Genomic DNA, 24490 nt, shown 5'->3' on the forward strand with positions numbered 1-24490 from the left:
GCTGGCTGCCGCCATCGAGCACAAGGTGGCCGCATGGGAGCAGCTGCTTGCAACGCGCCCCTCGCCCGGCCCTATGGCTCCGGTGCTGTCCGATTATTTCGACTTGGTTCCGCTGCTGGGCCATAAGGCCGCGGCGCTTTCGCCCAACGGCCTGCCGGTGGCGGTGGGCACGTTTACCGGCCTGGATATCTGGGGTCGCGCCTGCATTACCGCCGCGGACGGCTCCGAGCAGGAGCTGCCGTCCGAGGCCGTGATCGTCCGCGCTATCTAGGCCCGCGCAACCCCATCGCTCGGCAACGTGCTCGGAAAAGTGCCTGTCCCCAATCTGAGCGCTGCTCTGCTCAGATTGGGGACAGGCACTTTTCCGAGGTGGTCGGTTAGGCCTGCATGCGGCGGTAGATCTCGCGGATGCCCTTCAGGGTGAGCTGCTGGTCCAGCACGTCGAAGACGTCGGTGCACGTTGCGACCATCGCGGCGAGCCCGCCCGTGGCGATGACGCGCGCGTCGCTCGCGCCGAGCTCGCGCTTGATGCGCGCGACCAGGCCCTCGGCCATAGCGGCGGCTCCGCATACGGCGCCGCTTTGCACGGCTTCCACGGTGGTGCGGCCGATAGTGGTCGCGGGCGCCTCGAGCGGGATGCTTGCCAAGCGGGCCGCGCGCGCCGTGAGCGCGTCCATGGAGATGCGGATACCGGGCGCGATGGCGCCGCCGATGTAGTATCCGCGCTCGTCGATGACGTCGATGTTGGTGGCGGTGCCAAAATCCACCACGATGCTCGGCGCCCCGTAGAGCGCCACGGCCGCGGTGGCGTTGGCGACGCGGTCGGCGCCCACCTCGGCGGGGCGCGGCGCGTCGATGCGGGTGACCGCGGCAGTGTCGGCCCCCACCTGCAGCATGGAGACGCCCAGCTGCGCGGCCACGCCCTGCCATTCGCGTACGAGCTGCGGGACCACGCCGGCGAAGGCGATGGCCGTCACGTTTGCGAGGTCCTGTTCGTACATACGGAAATACCCCTGCAGACGCACGTGGATCTCGTCTTTGGTGAACGTGCGGTCCGTGGGCATGCGCCACGAGGCAACGAGGTCGTCGCCATCGAAAAGGCCCAGCGCGGTGTGGGTGTTGCCCATATCTACGGCAAGCAGCATGGTGTCTCCATTTTGGGTCGCAATTGCTTATGATTTGCGGTAAGTGCGAGCGCTCATTGTATACTGAATCATTGCATTCGACCCTCTATCTAGGTGCGGAGTAGACGCAAAATGAATAAAAAGGCAAAGCGCCGCCTGGTCGTCGTGGGCGGCATCGTGGTCATCGCCATGCTCGTGATCGTCGCCGTGGCCGGTTCCGGCGGAGCGGCGTCGTCGCTTTCCATCGCCGACGTCCTGGGCGGTTCGTACGAGGGCAAGAAGGTCCAGGTTTCCGGCTCGGTGGTGGCGGACTCGCTTGCCAGCGAGGGGGCTACGGCCATCTTCAAGATCGAGCCCGAGGGCGACGACGCCGGGGCCGATCAGCTCGAGGTCCAGTACAACGGCGCGCTTCCCGCGACCTTCGGTACGGGCGTGGTGGCCATCTGCACCGGCACCGTTGAGGGAAAGACCCTGCTTGCAACCGAGATGGTGACCAAATGCCCCTCCAAGTACGAGAGCGCCGAGGGCTCCCTCACCGTGAAGGGCCTGCTCGACCAGGCCGACACCATGCTCTTCAAGGACACCAAGGTGTGCGGCTACGTCCAGGGGCCCGTCAACGATGCCCAGGCTGCGTACCGCTTCACCATCGAGTCGCAGGGCGCCACGCTCGACGTGGTGTACGACGGCGGCTTGGACGAGCAGATCAAGGACGGCACGGCGGTGGTCATCTCCGGCCACCTGGATTCCGACGGCTCCTTCATCGCCACCGAGCAGCCCTCGATCGATTCGTCTATCAAGGCTTAGGCCCGCCCGACGCCTTTCACGCGCCCGCGCGCCGGATGATGCCGGCGGCGGGCGCTTTCCATACCAGGACGGGCCGTAAGCGCCCGCGTTGTGACCGCGCCGGGAGCCCGTGCACCCGGCATACGATCTACAAGGAGAAACGTCTATGGTTTCCATGCTGGGAAACGGCCTGCAGGTCTTTGCCATGCTGGCGGCGCTGTTGAGCGCCGCGGTGCTGCTGGTCGGCGTGAAGGGGCGCCGCGAGCGCCTGGTCAACGCCGGCTACCTCATGGTGTTCGGCACCACCATCGCCCTCACGCTGTGCATCGCCATCATCTTGGCCTGCTTCGTGACGGAGAACTACAGCCTGGCCTATGTGGTGTCGAACTATCCCAATACCGATAGCGCACTCAAGCCGCTGTACGAGGTATCGGCCGTGTGGGCGGGCCGCCAGGGCTCGCTGCTGCTGTGGACCTGGCTCATCTCGCTGTTCGGCAGCGTCGTGGCGTGGAAGCGCATGCGCGCCACGGACGACCTGTCCAGCAGCGCCCTCGCCGTCGCGCAGATCATCGTGGCGCTGTTCGCGGCCACCCTCGTCTTCTCGGAGTCCAACAACCCGTTCATGGCCACCGCGCCCGAGTTCCTCAACGCCGACGGCACGCTGGCCGGCAAGATCGGCGGCATGAATCCGCTGCTCATGCATTGGGCCATGATCTTGCATCCGCCGGCGACGTTCATCGGCTATGCCGGCATGACCATCCCGTTCGCCTACGCCATGGCGGCCCTCATCACGGGCGACCTGTCCGCCCGCTGGGTCGAGCTGTGCGACCGCTACGCCGTCTTCAGCTTCATCTTCCTTACCATCGGCATGGCGCTGGGCGCCGTGTGGGCCTATGTGGTGCTGGGCTGGGGCGGCTTCTGGGCATGGGACGCCGTGGAGAACGCCAGCCTCATGAGCTGGCTCACCGGCGTGGCGCTCATCCACAGCTTCACGCTCTACCGCAAGCGCGGCTGCTTCAAGCGCTGGAGCATGTTCAGCGCCACCATCACCTTCATCTTCGTGGTGCTGGGCACGTTCATCACGCGTTCCGGCCTGGTGCAGTCGGTGCACGCCTTCGCCGAGGACCCCGTGTCCACGTATTTCTTCCTGGGCATCATGGTTGCGGCGGGCATGGCCTTCCTCATCGGCTTGCTCTATCGCCACGGCCAGATGGACGATGACGACGAGATCGAGTCCCTCGTCTCCAAGAACGGTTCCTACTACATCACCAACCTGGTCATGATCGTGTCCGCCGTTCTCGTGGCCTACCTCACCATCTGCAGCGCGCTGCCCACGTGGATGCCGCTGGGCGGCAAGGTGATTCCCGCCGGCGCCTACAGCGCGGTGGCGCGTCCGGTGGGCACGCTGCTGTGCCTGCTCATGGCCGTTTGCCCCATGCTGGGCTGGCGCAAGACCGACGGTGCGGCGTTCGCCCGCACCATGCGCGTGCCGCTCATCTCGGGCGCCGTGCTGTTCGCCGGGCTGATGGCGCTGTTCGTGACGAAGTTCATGCCCGAGTACGACGCCATCGTGGCGGCGGGCGGCCCGGCCGCCCGGGCGCTGGTCGAGCAGGGTCCCAAGCTGTACTACTTCGCGCTCACGGTGCTGGGCTTCGCGGCGGCGGCGCTGCTGTTCACGTCCTCGCTGTACCTGCTGTCGCGCGGCGTGCGAGCCCGTATGCGCAACAAGGGCGAGAACCCGGTGCTGGCAACCTGCAACCTGTTCCGCCGCTCCCCGGCCCAGGCCGGCGGCTACCTCACGCATCTGGGCGTCGCCATCGTGCTGGTGGGCCTGGTTGGCTCGTCCATGTACGTCCAGGAGCAGACGCTCGACCTCGAGGCGAAGCCCGGTACGAGCGGCCGCGTGGGCGCGTACGAGCTGACGTTTGCGGGCCAGCGCGAATACACCGATTCGAACGACGACCTCATCAAGGAGGTCACGCTAACCGTGACGGACGCGTCGACCGGCGCCCAGCTGGGCACGCTCGCGCCGTCCATGGAGGTGAGCGCTTCCAACACGGGTCAGCAGACGCTGCACGCCGGCGTGCTCACCTTCCCCATGGAGGACCTGTTCGTGGCGTTCCAGGGCCTGAATGCGAACGGCACGCTGTCCATCAACGTGAAGATCAACCCGTTGATCCTGCTCAACTGGATCGGTGCGGGCGTGACGGTGCTGGGCATCGTGCTGGCGTTCACGCCGCGCCGCGCCACGCCGCTGCTGGCAGCCGACGAGCGCGCCGCCGCAGCGGGCGCATCGCCCGAGACGGTTGCTGTATCGGCGAAGGGCGGCCGCCGTGGCTAGCGCGCATGGCGGTTCCGCGGCCCCGCTCGCGGTGAGCGCCCGCGGCCTGGTGAAGCAGTTCGGCCGTCGTCGCGGACTGGATGGCGTGGACCTGGAGGTGCCGTCCGGCGCCTTCCTGTCGATCTTCGGTCCCAACGGCGCCGGAAAGACCACGCTCCTGCGCATGCTGGCGCTGCTTGCGCGCCCCACGCGCGGCGAGCTGTCGCTGCTGGGCGTCGATGCGCTCGAGGAACCGGATTCGCTGCGCTCCCGCATCGGCCTTATCTCGCATAAGCCGATGCTCTACGGCGACCTTACGGCCCGCGAGAACCTGCGGTTCTTCGCCTCGCTGTACGGCGACGTCGACGAGGCGCGCATCGACGAGCTGCTGCGCCTGGTCGAGCTCGACCATCGGTGCAACGACTGCGCGCGCACCTTCTCACGCGGCATGCAGCAGCGGCTCTCCATTGCCCGCGCGCTGGTGAACGACCCCGAGCTCGTCTTGCTGGACGAGCCGTATTCGGGCCTCGACCCGCACGCGGCCGAGCTTTTCGACGAGCTCATCGGGCGCGTGCGCGACGGCCGCACCTTCGTTATGGTGAGCCATGACCTCGAGAAGGGCTTCGCCATGTGCTCGCATGCGCTCATCCTGGCGCGCGGCCGCGTGGTGGTGTGCGCTGAGAAAGAGCGCGTCGACGCCGCGGCCTTCCGCGACCTGTACCTCGCAACCGTTGGAACGGGGGTGTCGTAACCGTGTCCCGTATCGAGAACGAGCGCGTCTGCGCGAGAGGTTCCGCCGGCCGGGCGCCGCGTGCGCTGGCCCAGTATCGCGCCTTGCTTGCAAAGGATGTGCGCCAGGAGCTTCGCACGCGCGAGATGCTCACCTCCATGGGCGTGTACGCGCTGCTGGTGCTCACCATCTACGGCGCCGCGCTCGCGCAGGTGGGCGATAAGCTCCAGGTGGTGTCGTTTGCCGGCGGCCTGCTGTGGGCGCTTGTGATCTTCACGAGCCTGCTGGGTCTCAACCGCAGCTTCGGGCACGAGACGGAGTCGGGCTGCCTGGAGGGCATCCTGCTGGCGCCCGTGGACCGCGCGGTGATCTTTTTGGCCAAGGCCACCAGCAACCTGCTGTTCTTGCTGGCGGTGGAGGTCGTCGTCGTTCCGCTGTTCTTCCTGTTCTTCCTCTCGGGTGCCGAGCTCGCGGCAACGACCCCGCTCATCGCGGTGCCGTTGCTTGTCGGCACGGTGGGCGTCGCCGGCGTGGGCACCCTGCTGTCCACCATGACCATCGACACGCGCGGTCGCGACGTGCTGCTGGCCATCCTGTTCATCCCCGTGGCCTTTCCGCTGCTCTACGCCTGCGTTTCGGCGACCACCTGCGCGTTTCTGGGTGTGGAGGGCACTATGGGGACCTTCTGGACCTCGTGCGGCGTGGCGCTCGTCTACGACGTCGTCATGATCGCCGCGGCCTGGGGCCTCTACGAGTTCGTGGTGGACGCCTAGCGCGCCGCGAGGCTCCGGGCGGGCGATATACCCTCTTGCAGGGTAGGTCGCGCGAGCCGAGTTCGGGTACTATGGGCGTGCCGTTCGCGCGGGCGGGCGGCACGTTTTCGTTCTATAAGGAGAAAGGGGAGCATGGTGCAATCGAAAGCCGATCGACTTGTTCCGCTGCTGCTGCTTCTGGGCGCGGTGCTCACCGCGGTGGACGTGGTATGGACGTTCACGCTGGCTCCGCTGGTCCAGGGCGCCCAGCTTTCCGAGCCCGTGGTGATTGCCGGCCAGATGGTCACCACCAAGCTTCTGCTCAGCCAGAAGATCTTCTACCTGCACGTTCCGGTGGCCATCGCCTCGTTCGTCGTGATGGCGTTTCTGGCGTACTACGGCGTGCGCTTCCTCATGACCAAGGACCGCGCGTACGACCTGCGCGCCTATGTCGCGGCCCAGGTCGCGCTCGTCTTCATCGTGGCAACCATGATTTCGGGCGACCTGTGGACCTGCTTCGAGTGGGGCGTGTGGTGGGTGTGGGAGCCGCGTCTTACCACGTACTTCATCTTGATGCTGCTGGTGATCGGATACTTCATCCTGCGCAACGCCATCGACGACCCCGAGAAGCGCGCGCGGTTCTGCGCGGTCTTCGGAATCATCGCGTTCATCGACGCGCCCATCTCGTTCTTCATCACGCGCTTGGTGCCCTCGTCGATCCATCCGGTGGTGTTCCGCACCGATAGCGGCCTGCCGCCCATGATGCTGATCCCGTTTTTGCTGGGCTTGTTCGGCATGCTCATGATCGGTTTCGCGCTGTATCGCTATGCGCTGCGCGTACATGGCGATGCCCAGGCGGTCGAGGAGCTGAAAGAGCAGCTGGAAGAGCTGGATGCCCGTGCGAGCGAGCGCGCGGCCGCCGCGGCGCTCGAGCGCTTGACCGCGCGGCGCGCGGTCGAGGCGGTACGCGAAGCTGCCTGCGACGCGTCGGCTGTCGCCGCCCGCGCCGATGACGAGAACCCGAGCAAGGAGGACTAACCATGGATGCGATTCTTTCCGAGGTCTATTCGACCGTATTGCCGGCGGCTCCGTTCGTGCTCGCCGCGTATGTGGGCATCTGGCTCACGCTGTTCGTGTACGTGTTCTCGCTGTGGAAGAAATCCAAGCACACGAGCGAGGATATCGAGGCGTTGAAGCGCGCATTGGAAGAGCGCGAGCGCAAGGAGTAGGAAGCCCCTGCGGTATTTCCCGGGCGTCGCCTCTAAAAGGGGCGGCGCCTTTTGTCATGTGGATGCATGAGCGCGGCTATGACAGCGCCCCGTTGGCAGAGGTTCGTCTGCCAACGGGGCGCTGTCGTGGATGGCGGGTGCGGGCTACTCGGCCGCGTCGGTTTTCGTGAGCAGCTCGCGATGGCGGTTGAGCTCGACCATCGTGCGGTCCAGAAACGTGATGTAGGAGCGCAGCTCGTCGTCGGTGAACGAGTCGAAGTTGGGGACGACGGCGGTGTCGGTGGCAAGGGCCAGGCCCTTATCGGTAATCCGGACGGATAGCGCATGGTTGCCCGTATCGAGCGCGCGCCGCTCGATGAGGCCGTTCTTTTCAAGCTTGAAGAGCATCTCGCCGAGCGATTGCGGACGGATGCCCAGCTGTTCGCACATATCGCGCTGGCGCATCTCGGTCTTGCGAGCAAGAAGGGAGAGAACGCGCCCTTGCCCTCGGAGCGGGCTGAACGCAGGCGATCCGGCCGACTGCTGGACTGCGGCGTGCCACTTCTGCAGGCACCGCTGGGTGCTGATGAGCGTTTCGATTACCTCGCGATGCAGAGCGTCGGCAGTGGCGTTCGCGGTCGGCTGGACGGGCAAGGCTCCTCCAAGATAGCTAACGAATTAAAAGTGATTGCATATAAACACAATTCGTTTTTAATTGTATACGCGTTTGCCCCTTGTATAAAGAGTAAGCTGCCAAAACAGTAACACTTTATCGAAAAATGATAAAAGTTTGGCAGAATTTGACACAGGCGAAAAAAAGTTTGAAAAAAGTGCTTGCATTAGATCGTGGATCACCCTAATATATTTTCTTGCGCACACAGTGTGTCCAGACATTGCGGGGTGGAGCAGTCTGGTAGCTCGCCGGGCTCATAACCCGGAGGTCGTAGGTTCAAATCCTGCCCCCGCGACCAAAACCGCAGCTAGGACGGCGTTTTTACGTCGTCCTATTTTTGTTTACCTGTCGAAAATACTGTCGAAAACCTGCCAAGTGACCCTTAAATCAGTAGTTTTTTGTAAGCGTTGCGGAACGGGCGTCGAAACGCCGCCCGACGGATAGCCCCCTCGAATCGTTAAACCGAACAACGGGGGATGCTATGTCTGAGAGCAAATGGACTTTCACAGAACAAGTGGCGGTCAGTTTTCTGGAGAGCCGCGGCGCCGACGTGTGCCCGCTGCCCTACGTGCCCGACGTCGTGCCGGGCGTCCGCCACGCCATCCTCGCGCGCGAGGGGGCGGCCGGCTCCGCGCCGTGCCTGACCGTGACGCTCGCGGTCGGAGAGCCGGCGGACGGGGAGGTCGACCGCGCGGTCGCGCTGGCCGAGGACGTCGCACGTGAGGTCGAGGCCCGCTTCGAACTCTCGCTCGAGTCCGTCCGCGCCGACGTCGCGGTCATCGAGGTCGTCGACGACGACCTGCTTGGGCTCGCCTACCACCGAGGCGTCTGGCTCAACGGGCCGGCTCGCCGGGCGCTCGAGGAGTCCGAGGCGGCATGTCGATGAACGGGGGCGAAGTGTTCGAGGTGGTGATCGAGGCGCGGGGCGTCGACGGCGAGCGCCGCTGGGCGCGCACGGGGACCGCCCCGCTCGGGAGCCTCGAGCTGCTGCGCGCCGCCGCGACCGCGGGCGCCATCGCATATTCGGACTGGTCTGAGGCCCTGATGTCGGCGAAGGTGCTGCTGAGGCGCCCGGGGTCGACCGAGGTGACCGTCCTATATAGGGCCGGGGATGCCATGGCCTATTTGAAAGGTTCGGGAAAGCCTTAGAAGTCGATGAGGTCCGCAACCTTGACGCCCAGGGCGTCGGCGACCTTGCAGAGGAAGTCGACGCTCGCGTTGACGCGGCCCGTCTCGACCTCCCAGAGATACGACTGATTCGTTCCCGCGATGGGCGCGAACGAGCGCTGGCTGTGGCCGGCGGCGACCCGCTCCATGCGGATCCGCTGGCCCAGCAGCTTGCGGCGTTTGTCGTTCATGTTCTCCATGCAATTAGGCTACGGGTTCGCGAATCTCACCCGACTTGCCACAGCACGTCATCGCCAACCCGATTCCCAACTGCGGTTTTTATTTCAAGCAATTTGTAAATTACCGGCCCAGCGACTTGATATAGAAGGTCACACTGTCTACCATTCAAAATGTGACTGTCTCAAGCAAGTCAAGTTGTAAATACCCAGTTCAGGGATGGTGAAGATGAGCAGGAAGTACAAGCCGCAGCACATGAAGCAGAAGGAAGTGACCCCCATGTTCAACCACAAGGGAGCGCCCAAGGCCGCCCTCACCGCGGCACTCACGGTCGCCATCGCGGCGCCCTCCGCGCTGGCACCCGCCACGGCGCTCGCGCAGGGCGCCCAGGCCGAGGATGCCCGCCGTGACGCCATGCAGCAGCTCGCCGACGTCCAGGTCCGCTGGTCCGAGGCCACGCAGAAGCTGATCCACGCCGCCGAGGAGGCGGAGAAGAAGAACAAGGTCATGACGGCCGAGGAGGCAGCCTCCGAACTCGCCAAGGTCGAGGGCATGCGCGACGGCGCCGCCGACGCGGCCGCTGCCGCCGGCAACGCCCACGACAAGGCCGGCTTCGAGCACGCCCGCGCCAATACCGCCTACGCCGAGGCCGCCCGCGCCAAACTCGCCGAGCAGAAGAAGCAGGCCGAGGCGCTCGTCGCCAACCTGCAGTCCGCCCAGGCCGAGGCCGCCAAGACCAAGCAGGCCGTCGAGGCCGCCCAGGCCGAGCTCGACGGCATGACCGACGAGCACGCGAAGGCCACCAAGGCGGCCCAGGACGCCGCCAAGGCATCCGCCGAGGCCGATGTGGCGCTCGAGAAGGCGACTGCCGAGCTCGAGAAGTTCCTCGCCGACTCCGGAATCGACGAGGCCGACGCCGAGTACAAGGCCGCCAAGACCGCCTACGACGAGGCCGTGGCCGCCAAGCAGGCCGCCGACGCGGCCCATGAGGCCGCATCCGCGTCGGCCGCTGCCAAGAAGGGCGAGCTCGATGCGGCCAAGGCCGCGCTCGACGAGGCAACCTCCGGCCTCCCCGCCCTCGAGGGCGCCGCTGCCACCGCGGCCACCGAGCTGCAGGCCGCCAAGGACGCCTACGCCGCCACCGTCGAGAAGATCGCTGCAGAGGCGCTCAAGGCCCCTAAGGCCGCGCTCGACGCGGCACAGGCCGACTACGACGCCGTGAAGGACTCAGGCGACGAGGCCGCCATCGCCGATGCGAAGGCCAAGCTCGATGCGGCGCGTGCCGCCTACGACGAGGCCGTTGCCACCGCCGGCTCCAAGGCCCAGGCCCAGGCCGACGCGGCCATCGCGGCCAAGCAGGCCGCACTCGATGCCGCCACCGCCAAGCTCGACGAGGCCAAGGCGCGCATTGAGGCCCTGCCCGCCGAGATCACCTCCCTTGAGGAGCAGCTCGCGTCCGAGGACGCCAAGCTCGCCGAGGCGAGCAAGGCTGCCGACACCGCCGCGCAGGCATTTGACGCCGCCAACGCCAAGGTCGAGGCTGCGAGCAAGGCCTACGACGAGGCCGTGAAGGGCCATGAGGCCTGGGTCACCGAGCACGAGAAGCTCGTGGCCGCAGCCGAGGCCGCCAAGGCCAAGACCGACGAGGCCAAGGCTACCTTCGACGAGGCCACCAAGACCGTGACCGAGCTTGAGCGCCAGAAGGCCGAGAAGCAGAAGAAGATCGACGAGCTGCGCCAGCAAATGCAGGACCAGACTCAGGGCGCCATCAAGAACGCCAATGACTTCTTCGGGTTCATCAATAACCAGGGCGTCGTCGATGACGGGGGCATCAAGCCTGATTACGTCGACAATGTTGAACCTGGCGGTATGGCTCAGGAGATTCTCAATGGTTGGCGCGACGTATACATCGACGGTAACAGGTCCGACGTCCTGTCCAAGTACACCAACCTGAACGACCCCAACGACGCATCCGCCATCGGCAACATGCTGAAGGCCCTCGACCTCATCGCCGAGTGCAACGCCTTGCGCAAGGCTGAGGGTCTGCCCGAGCTCTACGTCTCCGACGTGGCTATGACGATCGCCATCATGAACACGAACTGGTCCGCTGCCAACCTCAAGAAGACCGGCAAGCTCGAGCACGTCGCCAGCCACAGCCACGGCGCTCAGGGCTGGGCTGAGAACATCAACGCCGGCTACACCGACGCGCACACCGCCTACGAGGGTTGGTACTGGAACGAGAAGGCCAACGCCCTCGGACACGCCGTGACCGACCCCGTCACGGGCAAGGTCTACCAGCCCGGCGGCTCCGGCGGCCAGACCGGTCACTACGAGAACATCGTCGATGGCTCCTACACCGTCACGGGCGCCGCATGGAACGCGACCGGCTTCAACGGCCGTCCCGTCATGGGCCAGGAGTTCCGCGATGAGAACAAGGTCGGCCCGTATCGCGGTCTCGATGGTCGTCCCGTTTACTATAACCTCCTCGAGAACATCTACACCGTCGACGCCTACCGCGCCCGTCTGCTGAACGCCATGGGCGGCGCTGGCAACGCCCAGCTCCAGGCCCAGATCGATCAGCTCCTGAAGGAGATCGAGGGTATCGACGGCCAGATCGGCGCCGCCGACCTCGCCGGCAAGCAGGGCGCCTACGAGGCCGCATCGGCCGAGCAGGCCGCGGCTGACAAGGCCGTCACCGACCACACGGCTACCGAGCCGGGGCTTGCCGACGCGAGCGCCAAGCTCGACGCCGCCAAGGCCGAGGCCAAGCGCGCCGAGGAGGCCAAGCGTGCCGCCGAGGCGAACCTCAATACCGTCACGGGCGAGGTCACGGCCAAGAAGGCCGAGATCAACGCGCAGCTCGCCGCCAAGCGCGAGGAGCTGAAGGCCGCCCAGGACAAGCTGCCCGGACTCGAGGCAGCCAAGAACCAGGCCGCATCCGAGCTCGAGGCCATCCGCGGCCAGTACGCCGGCATCGTCGACGCCGCAGGTAAGCTCGACGCCGCCAAGGCCAACCTCGACGCCGCGGACGCGGCGCTGGCCCAGCAGCAGGCCGCTATCAAGGCCGCCGAGGGCGAGGTCGCCAAGTTCGAGGCCGAGCTCAAGGCCGCCGAGGCCGACGTCGCCGCCAAGGCCCACTCAGCCGCCACCGCCGGCACCACGCTCGCGGACAAGCAGGCCGCCATGGACGAGGCCAAGGCCGCACTCGACACTCTCAAGGCCAAGCTGGGCGAGTTCCAGGCCAAGGTCGATACGGCCAAGGCCGACGCGACCGCGAAGGCCGCGGCCAAGACCGCAGCCGACAAGCTCGTCGCAGATCTTGCCGCCAAGATCGAGGCGGGCCGTGCAACCCTGGCCGACGCCCAGCTCGCGGCCGATAACGCCACCGAGCTCGAGGCCGCCTGGGGCAAGTTCCTGCACGCCTACGACCCGACTGACATGGTCGTGAACGGCTCCATCGGCGTTGACGCCATGCCGAGCACCGACGCTTCCGTCCGCGAGGCCATCCACGCCGCCGTCGAGGAGGCCCACGCCAAGTACGAGGCGGCCAAGACCGCCGAGGCCGACGCCAAGGCGGCGCTGGACGCCGCTGCGGCCAAGCTCGAGACCACCCGCGCGAACGCCGAGGCCACCAAGGCCGAGCTGGCTGATGCCGAGGCCGAGTACGCCCAGGCGAAGGCCGCCTACGACAAGGTCGTGGCGTTCCTGGCCGAGCTTGAGCCCGAGGCCAAGCCTGAGACTAAGCCCGAGCAGGCTCCGGTGCAGCAGCAGGTCGCTGCCAAGCCGAACAAGGTCGAGGGCGCGATCCCGCAGACCGGCGACGCGTCCGGCGCCGCCATCGCGGCGACCGCAGCCGCGGGCCTGAGCATGGTCGGCGTGGCCGAGATCCTGCGCCGCCGCCGCGAGGCCCAGAACCGGGCGTAAGCCGGGCGGGCGGATTGAGCCCATCCAGAACGAAGTAGAGGGAGCCCCGTGAGGGGCTCCCTCTTTTTTTCAAAGGGCGCGGTACGCCCACGGATCCCTTCTTGAATCGCGAAATCGATTTCGAGTGGAGGTCACCATGCTCGTGAAGTGCGCAAAGGACGAGGTCAGACGCATGTCTTTCGGCTCCGCGTGGAAACGGGGCGTTCAGGGGTATGCTCTGGGTATGCTCGAGGACTTGGACCCCGACCTCGATCTGAGGCCGGGGCGAACCGAGCGGGCGCTCTTGAACGGCGCCCACGACTGGGCGGAGTACAGCTGGGCCGGATGCGCCCTCGTGTACGACGAGGACATCGCGAAGGCTGTCTGCACGCCGGGCGATCTGGCGCGAACCCGGGGAGGACGGCTCAGGCCGAACGAGGCCGAGGAGTGGCTCGACGTCCAGGCGCGCGCCTGCTTCCAGGCTTGCGAGCTCGTAAAAACCGTTGTCGAAGGTGAGGATGGACGATGATGACTGAAGAAAAGGCGGATGTTCGCGAAGGCAAAGAATGGGACGGCATCCGCAACCGTGTCGAGTTCGAGGTCTATGGTGCGATCCCCGAGGAAGACCTCCTGCTGCAATATCTGTTGCCGGTCTTCCTGGCGGCCATTCCCGACTCCTGGCCGATGTATGAGGCCGCCTGGAATGAGCGCAGGACGGACGAGGGTTTGAACCTGCCGGAGTGGGATTCGGTTGGTTGCGTGGTGAAATGCGCATTCGTCGCGGCGGACATCGCCAAGCACATCGAGGGCGTCCGCGCGCAGATCGATCAAGGGCTTTCGAAGTTCAAGGTCGAATCCTCGCCCGTTGACGCTTTGATCTGGTCAAGCGATTTGCCTTAGGGCTGTTCGCATGGATACTGAGCTCGCCACCCCTTCTTGAAGGGGTGGCGTTTTTTTTTACTTAGAAGACGAGACCGTCTTCACTTGGGTCGAGGGCATGCTTAAAGGTTTGCAAAGTCTGGTCTTGAATCACGGCGGAGGGCGCCTCGAGTTCTTCCTCGAGACGCTCGATCACGAACTCATCACCATTGGACCAGCCGTCGAGAATGGGATCGTTGAACCTATTTAGAATCCCGCTCAGCTCGTGCGCATCGCGTCCGCGATAGGCCCAGTTTTCAGCGTCTTCGTCGCCCCTCGCGGCACGCCGGCTGCACACGTCCTCGAACGCCCATAGATCGGCCACGAACGCATGCTGGCGATCTGGAGGCGTGCCATACACGCTCGTATCTACGCGCGCCCATTCGTCGAGCTCGGGCGACTTGATGTGCTTGCGGACATGTTTGGCGAGGGTCTCGGCGCAGTCCTTGATGACGATGAAAACAATCGAGTTTTGGTCGTGTTTATCGGAGGCCCGGCCGGCTGTCTTTGCGAGGGATTCGAGCTTGGCAGCGAAGCGCTCGACAGCGTTTCCCAGGAAGCGCTCAATGAGCCGCTCGGCACGCTCGATGACCTGTTCGGCGTGTTGTTCGCGTGCCTCGGCACGCTCGGCCTTCGCGCTCGCGTCGTTGCTGCGTGCAGCGACGTTGACTTCCGCCTCGGCGAGAACGCGCTCGCGCGGCGCGAGCGCGTTCTCGCGTGCGGCAACCGTCTTCTCACGCGCTGCGAGCGCGTCGTCTCGGGCCGTGAGGTCGCCAACCTCACGGCGCTTCTCAGCAAGCTCGCGCTCGACGGCGCGGAGCCCCGGAGCGCGCGCGGGCAGGCCCGTGGCAAGGTCAATCTCTTCTTGCAGCGAGCCGTCGCTCGCGACGGTGCGCGCAATGTAGGAGTCGCCGAGCATGTCGTTTATTTGGCGCTCGACGGCGGCATGCTTGGCACTCGCATCGGCGCGCAGCTCACGCGCTTCGGCGTGCATCGTTTCCGCGTCGTTCGTGAGCTCGCTTGAGCGCTCGATGGCGGCGTTGATTTCGCGCTCGGCAACCTCGACGCGCTGCGCGATCTCGCGCGCCGCAGACGCGGCCTTAAGTTCCTCGACGGTCTTATTTCCGGCCCCATCGACGCGCTGATAGGTTCCGAGTTCGTGGCTGTTCCACTGCAAACCGAACTCGCGCTCGGTGCGCTTGTGAATGGCCGCGTTGAGCGCGCTCATGCGTTCACGCGACGCGAACTCGGAGCCGCTCAACTTGCGCGTCACCTTAGTTGCATCGGCGCGTTTCTGTTTCTTATATTTGCGCCTCCCGTTCTTCATCCGAGCGCACTTCGGGCCCGTGATAGGGTCGCCGTTTTCGTCGCGAGCTGCACGGTCGATGTCTGTCGTCTCGGCGTTGCAACGATCGATGAAAACGCGTTCAGCCTCAGCCTCATCGAGCGTTTCGGTGCCGTCAGGTCGAAGGTAAACAAGCTGCCGCGTGACTTGCTTAACGTCGCAAATCGGAACAACTGCGGCATGCGCATGGAACTTCGATTTGACTTGCTTTCCAGTCGCGGCGTCGATGTAATCGTGAACTTCGTCCACGTCCACCGAAAAGCTAATCACGTTCTCTTCGCCGACGTTTTTAACGAGTTCGTCAGCAGCTGCTTCGAACCATTTTCTAAGGCGTCCGTCCGCGAGCGCGGCCTCGTTGTTGAGCGCGTCGGGCGCATAAATCACTACGCTTTGCATGGCAGTTGGTGCGTTCTTTCCGAGCGTCTTGAGTTCCGAGTCTGGAGGGTATCCGAACTCATCAAGCCGCGCGTCGAGACGCGCCTTTTTTTGCTCGTAAGTCAGGCCCGCAGTAGGGCCGACTTCAAAATTTAGATGCGTTCGAGACTTGTCGATTTCGCGGTTCGAGTGTTCGATTTGCGGGTCAGCCCGACGCTCGTTGTCGTTGTGCCGAAGCCGCGCGTACGCTTGCGCGCGGCCCTTGCTCTTGCCACCGTTCCAGTTTGCGTTCGCCACTTCTATCACTCCCTTGGAAGGTCGTGTTTTGTCAACGGCGATACCCCGCGCAGCGGGGTGTAGCCGTTGCACCTACGGGCGACGCCCCCTGCGGGGCATCGCCTCCGGTGTCGCTCTCGGGGAGGGGCTGCGCCCCTCCCCGCCGCGAGGGCTCCCCACCCTCATGCGCGCGCCTACGCGCGCTCGCCCGAGCGCTCCGCGCGCACCTGTCCGAGCAGGAACGGTGCAACGGGCTGGTCGTGCATGCGTGCACCAAGCATGCGCTCGAAGACGAGCATGAGCTCGTCATCGGTCGCATCTGCGAGCTCAGAACGCAGCTTCGCGAGCATGCGGTCAGCGAGTGCGCGGTCGGCCTCGGCGCGAGCCGCAGCGGCGGCCTTCTGCTCCTCGCGCTCGCGGGCCTTTAGCGCGCGGCGCATGTCCGCAAGCGCGGCCTTCTGCGCGTCGATTTCCGCGCGGAGCTGTTCGGTCGATTTCGATTTGCGTGCCATGTTTTTTCTCCTAACAATCGAAAACTAATGGATCAGAAAACGGACGGGCGGCGAACGCCCGACGACGCCCATTTCAGCCACCCCACAAGGCCAGCCACGGGCGCGGGTCGTCGGCTTGCATAGCGTCGATCACGTCGGCGAGCATCTCGGGCGCAACGACGTTGCGGTTGGTCTTGCCGAGCTTTTTCCACACGTCGCGCGTGAGTTTTCCGTAATGTTTTGAGCAGCGAGGAACGAATCTATTGGCCCAATCGCAGCACCGTTGTATCGACCCTTTCGAGCCGTCGTTAAGCCGTTCGAGCGCTGGAATTTCGAGTTGGCCCATGCGATACAAATTGAGCGCGGCTTTGACGAGAGCCCAGCTCGGATCCGTCGCGTCGAATTTGCCGAGCGAAGTCTGGCGCAAGAAATAGCGTTCCCAGTCGGCGCGCGTACGGAGGCACGCCTCGTCGGCGATGCGTCGTGCGAGCGCCTTTCCAGCCTGGTATGCGCGAACGTCGTCCCATGGCTCGGTATCGAAGTTCGCGACGCACCCGCCGATGGGTAAACCGACGTCAATCATCCCGTCGCGAAGGGGCTTGCGCTTGCAGTCAAAGTCCATGGAAAGGTAACGGGTTTGATTTCGAAACGCGAAATCTTGGCGATCGTTGCGCGACACGAGGGAGCGAAACTCGGTCGGACGCGCCTTGCTCGTCTCGATGCGCCCGGTGCGAGTCGCGACCGCGTGCATCAGGGCAAAGCGATCATCAAACGAATCCTTTTCGAGGCCCGTAACAAAAGAGTTATGCGCACACACGCCGGGAAGTCCGTCGAGCACGGAGTCGTCTCCGCCGACGCGCAGCGAAACATTGCCTCGTGTCGTGAAGTTCAACAAATCGTCTTGGGCGTGCTTGAGCGCCCAGATGCTATCGTCCGTACCGCTCGTGAGCACCGACCGCGAGCGGTGGAAGTACGGTGCGAGCCCGTAGAGGTCGAGGGCCTCGAGAACGCCGATGGGAGCGTCCGTGATGAATCCGTCGGTTGTCACCGAAAACACGCGGTACCCCTCCCCGCGGAGCTGGTTGATCGCGGCGGCGAGCAGCGCGCGAATCAGGCCCGTGATGAACGCGGCGTGGTAGGGGCTCGTGATGATCGAGCCTTCGAGCTCCTCCATCACTTCCCTGAACGCGTTGTACGATGCCTTCGGGCTCACGCCTTGCGCCACCTTGCCGTAGTTCCCGTTCACACCGAGCTTGGCGAGCAGCTCGGCGAGCGACCCCTTTCCGTAGATTTTCTTCGCCTCGTTTCGAGACTCGACGAAAGTACGGACGACGGCGCTAAGTGACTGGGAGAGCCCGTCGCCGTGACGTAGCGGGCGGAGGCGCGCGCCGGACTTGACTTGCACACGCGCGCCGAGCTTGAGCGCGAGCCAGAGCTCCGGGGCCGTGGCCACGACGCACCACGCGCCCTTGTCGGATCTAGGGAAAATCAGCGACCCGTCAGCGACTATGGGGATGCACGGCTGATACACGTCCTGCGGAAACTCGAACTCGACTTCGGCGAGCAGGGGCGTGCATGGGCCGAGTGCGTGGTCGAAGTCATCGAGCGTCAGGTCGCGCCCGTGGATCGACTGCAGAATCGGGTCGTCCCAGTTAACATCGACGACGAGGTTCATGCCAGTCGGGTACGCGTTCTGGGCATCGACGTCGTAGGTTACATCGTCGTAGAAACCGATTAGGCTCGAGGCGTTCAGGCCGCCGTGATACGCGATCGAGGACATGTTCAAGACGCTGGCGACGTCTATGCTCATAGGGCACAACGACTCGAACGGGACGAGGCCCTCGGGACCGTACGACATGCCGTTTTTCACGCGCACGAGGCCGCGATAGCGAGCGTTGAAGGTGTCGTCGTCCGTGCATCCGAAATACTTTTTGATAGACGTCTTGGCGACCCGAGCCGCCGCGCTGTTCGCCGTGATCGGGAGTTTGTTTTCGGTGCCAAAAAGCGCCTTGGCGTAGATGAGGCACACGACCGCGTCGTTGACAGCGTACTCGAGGTAGAGCGGCAAATTGTTCGCCCAGAGCTCATCCATGTGCTCGATCATACCTTCGGGGAGCTCGACCTTGGGAAACTCGATAGCACGGCCGAGGTCGGCGAGTTTCTTTTTTCCGGCGGGCGCATATGCCATCGTGTCCCGCACGTCCAAAAGAACCTTTTGGAAGCTGCCTCCGTCGTCGATGACCCCGACGAGCGCGCCGGTGGTCTGAATGGTCACGACGCCGCCCTGAACCTTGCTCAGTCGGACCATGAGGTCCTTTTGAAATTCCGGAGCGCCGAACGCCGAGAGGTCGGCCATTCCGTAGTGCGCGATGATCGTGACGTTGATTTTCCAGTCGGGGTATTTCTCGCCGTCGGGACCGAAGCCGAGGCCCGAGTAATCGTTTGTGTACCCAACCGAACAGCCCGTCGCGCGTGTCCCCTCGAACACGTCGCGGTAGCGCCTGCCCTCGGCGATGGCGCGACGTTGCTCGTCGGTCATCTCCGTCAGACCGTCGTCGTAGAGCGAATCGGCACGGAGGAGACCACGCCGGACGTACACCACGCCGTCGTCACCGACGGCGAAACCGTCGTCGGCTTCCAAATACCGCAGGTTGGTTCGCATCGTCTCGACGTCCTCGCCCCCGAGCGCCTTAACCAGCTTTCGCGCCCATGCTGGCGCTATGTCGCCGCGAAAGGGCGTCCAGGCAAGAAGGGACTCTGCCTCCTCAGCATAAGGCAGCGAAGCGCACAGCTCACGCAGAGCCTTCATGCGCGCCTTGCTGGCGGGTGCGTGCACGAACGAGAGAGCGACCTCGTCGTTCTTTCCGCGCGGCAGGTGCACCCACCAGCCCTGAAAGTCGGCGTATGCGTACTCACGAGACCGGTTTTTGATGACGAGCGCGACCGCGTCCGCCCAGCTCGGCCGTACGCCGCGGGTCGAGAACACAACCCATTCGTGCAGTTCGAAAACGCCCTCCAGGCTTCGTTCCAGGGTTACGAGCTGATATGTCAGCATTCCGCGGCCGTTCGGGCCCTCGACCCATTCGCTGTCGACGCCGATTTCGACATGCGGCCCCGTGAACACGTCTCCGCGCATCGCGTCAAGCGCTGCGATTCCGAACCCGTTTTCCAGGCGGGCGAGCGCGGTCGTCGCGTCTCCCTTGACGAGAACTGGCTGCGGCTCTTCTTTAAATGGTGCCGGTGCCGTGAATGGGGGCGGGCCTCCCACCTCCGATGTTGGCACCACTGCTGTTTTCAGCTGTCTATCTGCGGAAACCGTGTTGGCATACTGGCATAAATCTGTCGGAAATCGGTTGTTTCCCGACAAAACTGTGCCACTGTGCCTCGTTTCTTCTGAAATTGAGCCGTATTCTTTAGTTTTTTCGGTCGGGAAGCTGGAACCTTGACCGGCGTTCATCGTGCTCTTGGCTTTAGGCGGGGGCTCGGTCTCGACAACGGCTTCCTGAACTGGGATTACACGTTTCAACACGCCGTACATGGAGTAGTCTTCGGCCGCATCTCGAAACCCCGGGTTGAGGTATTCGACCTTCCAGCCCCGCGCTCCCGCCTCGGCCTCCTGCTCTTTTGTCAGCTTGAGAATGCGTGCATCGCGTATCTTGCGTGACGGCTTCTCGCTCGGTTCCTCGGTTGAGCCTGCGAGCATGACCTCGACGGGCTTTCCCTCGATTAACGCTGTGCGCGTGCGCACGTTAGGTTTAATCATGCTCGACCGCCTCTCCTGTGGTCTTTAAACGCTCGCTGAGCGCGTCGCGCTGCGCTTGCGTGAGCTTGGGACCGAAAACGTCGATTTGGGCAGCGAGAAGGCGCTCGGCCGTTCTTGCGGCCTCTTCCGACGGTAGTTTGTGCAGTTTTGCGCGGGCTTCGAGGTCTGCACGTGAAACGAGGCGGCGACCGTTCGTTTTGAAGGATTGGACGCTGCCCTCGGCAATGTAACGGTTGACTGACCTGCGACTCGCGATGCCGAGGTTTACGGCCTGCGTGACTGAAATGAAGTCGTATGAGCGCATGATTGCCTAGCCGATCATGTGCTCGTCTATGTACTTCTCGATTTCGGCGATTGGGTAAACCACCGCCCGCCCGACTCGCGCAGGACGTGGTCCCTTGATGGGCGTCATGTAACGCCAGTTGCGGAGGGTCTTCGCGGCGATTCCGAGCATCTCGGCGGCTTCCGCCTCGCGAACGGCCAGCTTGGTGGGATTGGGTTGTTTGTTATTCATCAACGGAGCCTCCGCGGATTCGCGGCCGAGTCTTAAGACTTGGCCCTGAAACGAATCCGCGAGCTCCTTCTATGTTCGTCGGGGTCGGTAAGCTCCCGGCTTTGGAACCTTATTTTGGCGGGCCCGAGCGGCTCTTTGTCGTTCGGGTGCGAGCTATCACGGTCTCACCGGTGCGCTCTATACCTCAGTTGTTAACCTTAGTTTACCCGGGTTGCCTCTGAGTGTCAATTATTAAAACCAAAATATCTACCATAGTGCTATCCTGTCGAAAATAAGGTGAAAGGGGTGGCTGTGCCTAGACCGAGAATCTTGCCCGGAGAGGACACGACTGCGACATCCAAGGTCGTTCCCGGAAAAAAGCCCGGATATTTATCAATGCAATGGCGTGTTTGCCTCTTCAGCGGGCGCGTGGAGCGCCATGTGACTGAGGTGAAAACTACGCGCGTGAGCGATGTTCGCCAGAAAGCCAAAGCGACCGCCCGCTCATTGCTCGACGGGTCGAGCACGGGATCCTGGCGCCGCGATTCCAAGCTGAGTGATTATATCGAGCGCGAATCGATTCCCGCTATCGAGCGAAACCAGTTTCCCAAGCCGCTGCGGCCGAATACTCAGGTCCGCTATGTGCGATGCCTTGCGCTTCTCGCTGATGAGCTACGTGGGATGGCCATAGCTGATGCCACTCGCCCCAGGCAGCTCAATGATGCTTTGGCCTCGATTGCCTCCAAGAACGGAACCGCAACTGCCCGACAATGCGGCAAAGTGGCGTCCAAATATGTGATGAGGCGGCTTGTGACGGATGAGGTTCTGGATCACAATCCGCTTCGCGACCTCGACCTCGAGCTGCCCGAGCATATTGCCCGGCGTAAGCCTCAAGGTGGGCAGGCGCTTACGCCCGACGAGCGCGATCGCGTCATAGCGTTCTTGATCGAGTATGTGCCAGAGACGCTACCCCAGCCTAAACGGGGTCGATATAGTGCTGAGCAGAGAACTGCGATTCGTCAGCGTGCCGTCGACGTGACCCTTTTGCAGGCTGATACTGGCTTGCGCATTAACGAGGCTTGCCGCTTGACTCGTGATGATGTTGATGTGGATGCGGACCCGTTGACTGTTTCGGTTACCGCCGAGGTGTCCAAGACCCACCGCGGCCGTACTGTCCCCGTGTTGGATCCGCGCGTTTCAGGGCGTATCCGCGAGCGTCTTTCCGAGCTGCCCGAGGAGGGTAGCGCCCTCCTGTTCGGGGCCCCCGCCAAGCCTGAGTGCGTTTGGGACTCTTCAAACCGGCAAAAGGCGATCAAGGCCCTTTACCATGAGCTTGCGGATACTCTCGACATCCCGCTTCTGCACGAGGTTAGTTCTCATGTTTGGCGCGCTACCTTAAATACGGAATGGATGCAACGGGGTGTTCCCGACGCGCTGAGGTCCGCCTTCTTTGGGCACTCCGTTGATGTGAACCGTGAGTCATATACCGATTTGGGGGGAACTGAGCAACTTGTAAATCTTCTTCGGTCAAGACCTGTCGAAAACCCTGTCTCTATCAATGGGTAAATGGGGGTTAACCGGGGTGATTCCGGGCAAATAAGAAATATAAGATACTAAGGTAAAATGGGGTAAATAGGGTCTATGCAGCGAAGCAACATAATTAAGCGAGCTATCCCGGAGGTCGTAGGTTCAAATCCTGCCCCCGCGACCAAGAACTTGCAGCTCGTCGGCTTTGCCGGCGAGCTTTTTTGTTATCGAGGGCGATTGGCGCCCAAGCTTTCGACGCCTTTTTCAGGTGCGCTCGAGACATTGCTTTCTCAACTTCTCAGCAAGTTTCACGGTCTGTCTCGCAAAACTCCAGGCGGACGGCGGTTTTGCTCATGGAGGCTGTAGGCAAGTCCTATACAATTGATATGCATAGGCAAGCACATAAAGTGGGCAGCCCGTCGGATAAGGGCTGTTTTCGGAGGGAAGCATCTATGAGCAAGATCGAAGACAGGGGCTCCGTCGCGGGCGCCTCGCCCAAGGGGCGCCGCCGGCCTCGTCCTCGTGCAGGCTATCGGGGGAAGCGTCGCCTGGGCATCCGGATCCCTTTCGGCCGAGGGCGTTCCCGCGTCCCAGGGGGCCGCGGCCGGGGACGGCGAGACGTCGCCCTCCGAGGCGGCGTCCACCCAGCTGCCGGCGGATCCGGCCGATGCGGCTGCCGTCGAGGTCGTGTCCACGGACCTTGCGGAGACCGAGCGCGCGGCCGCGATGGCCCGTCTCCCCGCTAAGGGGGACGGCCCGTCGGCCGGGCAGGCCGCCCCTGCGCCCGCCGGGCCGCAGGTCGGCTCCGCCGCCGCGGGCTCAGATGGGCCGGCCAAGAGGTGGGGGATCGTGAGGGGCGCCTGGGACGAGGAGGTGCTCGTCACGCCCGCCCGCGATGGGTCGTCGTGGTCACGGAGGCGCGCACCGAGCCCGTCCTGGTCGCTCCCGAGAAGGTCGACTACATCGAGCATCCCGCCACCTATAAGACCGTAAAGGTTAAGGTCGGCGTCAAGTTTGTCGCGGATGATGGCAAAGAGTTTACAGACGAGGACGCTTGTGGAGATTACTGCTTTGCAACCCAACAAAGCTACTCGGTCCTTCCACTTTACGAAGAGAAGCAGGTAATCGATAAGGAGGCCTGGACCGAGACCGTCATCACGCCCGCGGGGTACAAGGACGTGCGCCGTCCCGCCGTCACCGAGACGAGGCATCACGATGCCGTCTACAAAACCGTCCACCACGACGCCGTCTGGGGCTGGATCTAGGGTCTGTCCCCGTCTTTGAACAAGCAAAGAATCGATTCGAAGCCGCTCGATAAGGGCGGCTTCGGCCGTATCGGGGCGACGGAGGATTCGACCGGCTCTAGCGAAACGGTGCCCGCGCGCCGGTGGAAAGCCGACCGAAGCTGCGCCGCTCGGGGCATCGCGCGCAGCACGATGTCTTCCATCGTTTGCTATATAGTGGGATGCGTGCGCCGGAGTAGTCGGCGGTGCCGATGAAAGGCGGTGGGCGTGGCACGCTTCTGTGTCAAATGCGGTGCGAGGCTTCGGCCGGCGGATAAGGTCTGCGTCGCGTGCGGTGAGGCCATTTCGAGTGATACCGACGGCGGGGAGGAACCCGCGCCGGTGGAAGCGGCTTTGGCGCCATGCGACCATGCGCCTTCGACCGTTCCGCTGCAGGATAGCCACTCGGCGAGGTGCAGCGGTAAGGGTGCAACGGCCGGCTACGATACTGTCGGGACCGCGTTCAAGCGCGTGTCGAAGCTCGCTTCGCCACCGGTGTGCGTCATCGTTGCGGGGCTGGCGCTCGCTCTCTGCGCGGGTGCGGCCGCGTCATCCTGCATCGCGGGCCCGGTCTCCGGCGAGGTTCTGGTGCCCGAGCTGGTGGGAAGCACGCAGGAGGCGGCAACCGGCATACTTGCCGACGCCGACCTGAAGCTCGGCGCGGTGAGCGCGGTGTATAGCGACGATCGCCCGGTGGGACAGGTGAGCTCGGTTTCTCCCGCATCGGGCGAGAAGGTCCCAGCGGGCACCGAGATCGACCTAGCCATCTCCAAGGGCCCGCAGCCGAAAGCCTATCAAACCGATATCTGCCAGCAGGGTCCCGTTGCGCCGCAGCGGCCGGAGTCCGACGCCTACGTGCTTCCCGAGTCTTCCAACCGGTTATACAGCGAGGCCGAAGTATCGGGGTTGAGCGCTTGGGAGCTTTCCGTCGCACGCAACGAGATCTACGCGCGTCATGGTCGCGGCTTCGCCGACCAGGAGCTTGCGGCGTACTTTGCCAGCCAGTCGTGGTATCGCCAGCGATACACGCCGGAACAGTTCGACGCGCTTTCTCCGAGTCCGCTCAACGATGTGGAGCGGGCGAACGCCGAGATGCTGGTCAGGATCGAGAAACAGAAGAAGTGCGGCGGTGCGTTATAGCGGCCCGCACCGCGCCTCGGGCGCGGGGATTGCGCAAATGTA

General features: G+C 63.9%; 22 protein-coding genes, 1 tRNA gene and 1 pseudogene. 16 read left to right on the top strand and 8 right to left on the bottom strand.

Going from position 1 to position 24490, the window contains the following annotated elements:
- Nucleotides 1-271 (top strand): annotated as a pseudogene (locus tag I2E26_RS02110) (hypothetical protein); the annotation flags it as partial.
- Nucleotides 272-377: 106 nt separating this feature from the next.
- On the opposite strand, the gene I2E26_RS02115 reads toward I2E26_RS02110, so the two are convergent.
- Nucleotides 378-1145, bottom strand: coding sequence for a type III pantothenate kinase (locus I2E26_RS02115; RefSeq protein WP_147587691.1), 768 nt, complete (start codon nucleotides 1143-1145; stop codon nucleotides 378-380).
- 111 nt (nucleotides 1146-1256) lie between these two features.
- On the opposite strand from I2E26_RS02115, the gene I2E26_RS02120 reads away from it, so the two are divergent.
- From I2E26_RS02120 to I2E26_RS02145, 6 genes are all read left to right on the top strand, one after another.
- Nucleotides 1257-1928, top strand: coding sequence for a cytochrome c maturation protein CcmE (locus I2E26_RS02120; RefSeq protein ID WP_195419426.1), 672 nt, complete (start codon nucleotides 1257-1259; stop codon nucleotides 1926-1928).
- A gap of 145 nt (nucleotides 1929-2073) precedes the next feature.
- The gene (locus I2E26_RS02125; RefSeq protein WP_195419427.1) at nucleotides 2074-4248 is read left to right on the top strand and encodes a heme lyase CcmF/NrfE family subunit; all 2175 of its coding nucleotides are present in this window, start codon (nucleotides 2074-2076) and stop codon (nucleotides 4246-4248) included.
- Entirely contained in the window at nucleotides 4241-4978 is a 738-nt protein-coding gene (locus I2E26_RS02130; RefSeq protein ID WP_195419428.1) for an ABC transporter ATP-binding protein, read from the top strand. The genes I2E26_RS02125 and I2E26_RS02130 overlap by 8 nt, the downstream gene beginning before the upstream one ends.
- Nucleotides 4979-4980: 2 nt before the next feature.
- Nucleotides 4981-5730: a heme exporter protein CcmB gene (locus tag I2E26_RS02135; RefSeq protein WP_370551422.1), complete on the top strand. Its 750-nt coding sequence runs from the start codon at nucleotides 4981-4983 to the stop codon at nucleotides 5728-5730.
- 132 nt (nucleotides 5731-5862) lie between these two features.
- A complete protein-coding gene (locus I2E26_RS02140; RefSeq protein WP_195419429.1) occupies nucleotides 5863-6747 on the top strand; it encodes a cytochrome c biogenesis protein in 885 nt (294 codons plus the stop codon).
- A 2-nt stretch (nucleotides 6748-6749) separates the two neighbouring features.
- A complete protein-coding gene (locus I2E26_RS02145; RefSeq protein ID WP_147587686.1) occupies nucleotides 6750-6938 on the top strand; it encodes a hypothetical protein in 189 nt (62 codons plus the stop codon).
- 144 nt (nucleotides 6939-7082) lie between these two features.
- Here the strand turns inward: I2E26_RS02145 and I2E26_RS02150 are convergent, their stop codons facing one another.
- On the bottom strand, nucleotides 7083-7571 hold the full coding sequence (locus I2E26_RS02150) for a MarR family winged helix-turn-helix transcriptional regulator (protein WP_195419430.1): 489 nt from the start codon (nucleotides 7569-7571) through the stop codon (nucleotides 7083-7085).
- Between the two features lie 240 nt (nucleotides 7572-7811).
- On the opposite strand from I2E26_RS02150, the gene I2E26_RS02155 reads away from it, so the two are divergent.
- The 3 genes from I2E26_RS02155 (at nucleotide 7812) to I2E26_RS02165 (ending at nucleotide 8739) form a co-directional block, all read left to right on the top strand.
- Nucleotides 7812-7888 (top strand) — tRNA-Met (locus tag I2E26_RS02155).
- A 183-nt stretch (nucleotides 7889-8071) separates the two neighbouring features.
- Entirely contained in the window at nucleotides 8072-8476 is a 405-nt protein-coding gene (locus I2E26_RS02160) for a hypothetical protein (protein ID WP_195419431.1), read from the top strand.
- Entirely contained in the window at nucleotides 8473-8739 is a 267-nt protein-coding gene (locus tag I2E26_RS02165) for a hypothetical protein (RefSeq protein WP_195419432.1), read from the top strand. Before I2E26_RS02160 ends, I2E26_RS02165 begins: the two co-directional genes overlap by 4 nt.
- On the opposite strand, the gene I2E26_RS02170 is transcribed toward I2E26_RS02165, so the two are convergent.
- Nucleotides 8736-8948, bottom strand: a complete 213-nt coding sequence (locus I2E26_RS02170) for a helix-turn-helix domain-containing protein (protein WP_195419433.1) — start codon at nucleotides 8946-8948, stop codon at nucleotides 8736-8738. The genes I2E26_RS02165 and I2E26_RS02170 overlap by 4 nt on opposite strands.
- Before the next feature lie 214 nt (nucleotides 8949-9162).
- Here I2E26_RS02170 and I2E26_RS02175 point away from each other — a divergent pair, with 214 nt between their 5' ends.
- The 3 genes from I2E26_RS02175 to I2E26_RS02185 all read left to right on the top strand — a co-directional run bounded on the left by I2E26_RS02175 (nucleotide 9163) and on the right by I2E26_RS02185 (nucleotide 13737).
- A complete protein-coding gene (locus I2E26_RS02175) occupies nucleotides 9163-12858 on the top strand; it encodes a CAP domain-containing protein (protein WP_195419434.1) in 3696 nt (1231 codons plus the stop codon).
- Nucleotides 12859-13030: 172 nt separating this feature from the next.
- The gene (locus tag I2E26_RS02180) at nucleotides 13031-13366 is read left to right on the top strand and encodes a hypothetical protein (protein ID WP_195419435.1); all 336 of its coding nucleotides are present in this window, start codon (nucleotides 13031-13033) and stop codon (nucleotides 13364-13366) included.
- A complete protein-coding gene (locus I2E26_RS02185; protein ID WP_229056339.1) occupies nucleotides 13366-13737 on the top strand; it encodes a hypothetical protein in 372 nt (123 codons plus the stop codon). The genes I2E26_RS02180 and I2E26_RS02185 overlap by 1 nt, the downstream gene beginning before the upstream one ends.
- Nucleotides 13738-13798: 61 nt before the next feature.
- Here I2E26_RS02185 and I2E26_RS02190 read toward each other — a convergent pair whose 3' ends face one another.
- The 5 genes from I2E26_RS02190 to I2E26_RS02210 all read right to left on the bottom strand — a co-directional run bounded on the left by I2E26_RS02190 (nucleotide 13799) and on the right by I2E26_RS02210 (nucleotide 20519).
- Nucleotides 13799-15772 (bottom strand): plasmid recombination protein, encoded by a 1974-nt coding sequence (locus I2E26_RS02190; RefSeq protein ID WP_195419437.1) that lies wholly within the window; start codon nucleotides 15770-15772, stop codon nucleotides 13799-13801.
- Between the two features lie 173 nt (nucleotides 15773-15945).
- The gene (locus I2E26_RS02195; protein WP_195419438.1) at nucleotides 15946-16263 is read right to left on the bottom strand and encodes a hypothetical protein; all 318 of its coding nucleotides are present in this window, start codon (nucleotides 16261-16263) and stop codon (nucleotides 15946-15948) included.
- Between the two features lie 73 nt (nucleotides 16264-16336).
- Nucleotides 16337-20005 (bottom strand): hypothetical protein, encoded by a 3669-nt coding sequence (locus tag I2E26_RS02200; protein WP_195419439.1) that lies wholly within the window; start codon nucleotides 20003-20005, stop codon nucleotides 16337-16339.
- The gene (locus I2E26_RS02205) at nucleotides 19998-20309 is read right to left on the bottom strand and encodes a hypothetical protein (RefSeq protein ID WP_195419440.1); all 312 of its coding nucleotides are present in this window, start codon (nucleotides 20307-20309) and stop codon (nucleotides 19998-20000) included. Before I2E26_RS02205 ends, I2E26_RS02200 begins: the two co-directional genes overlap by 8 nt.
- A gap of 6 nt (nucleotides 20310-20315) precedes the next feature.
- On the bottom strand, nucleotides 20316-20519 hold the full coding sequence (locus I2E26_RS02210) for a helix-turn-helix domain-containing protein (protein ID WP_229056340.1): 204 nt from the start codon (nucleotides 20517-20519) through the stop codon (nucleotides 20316-20318).
- A gap of 420 nt (nucleotides 20520-20939) precedes the next feature.
- On the opposite strand from I2E26_RS02210, the gene I2E26_RS02215 reads away from it, so the two are divergent.
- The 3 genes from I2E26_RS02215 (at nucleotide 20940) to I2E26_RS09025 (ending at nucleotide 24448) form a co-directional block, all read left to right on the top strand.
- The gene (locus I2E26_RS02215; RefSeq protein WP_195419441.1) at nucleotides 20940-22064 is read left to right on the top strand and encodes a site-specific integrase; all 1125 of its coding nucleotides are present in this window, start codon (nucleotides 20940-20942) and stop codon (nucleotides 22062-22064) included.
- 866 nt (nucleotides 22065-22930) lie between these two features.
- Nucleotides 22931-23290 carry a hypothetical protein gene (locus tag I2E26_RS02220; protein WP_195419442.1) on the top strand — a complete coding sequence of 120 codons (360 nt, stop codon included), beginning with the start codon at nucleotides 22931-22933 and terminating at the stop codon, nucleotides 23288-23290.
- A 246-nt stretch (nucleotides 23291-23536) separates the two neighbouring features.
- A complete protein-coding gene (locus I2E26_RS09025; protein WP_370551423.1) occupies nucleotides 23537-24448 on the top strand; it encodes a YARHG domain-containing protein in 912 nt (303 codons plus the stop codon).
- The last annotated feature ends 42 nt before the right edge of the window (nucleotides 24449-24490 follow it).

The organism is Collinsella sp. D33t1_170424_A12 (assembly GCF_015554865.1).
Lineage (GTDB): Bacteria > Actinomycetota > Coriobacteriia > Coriobacteriales > Coriobacteriaceae > Collinsella.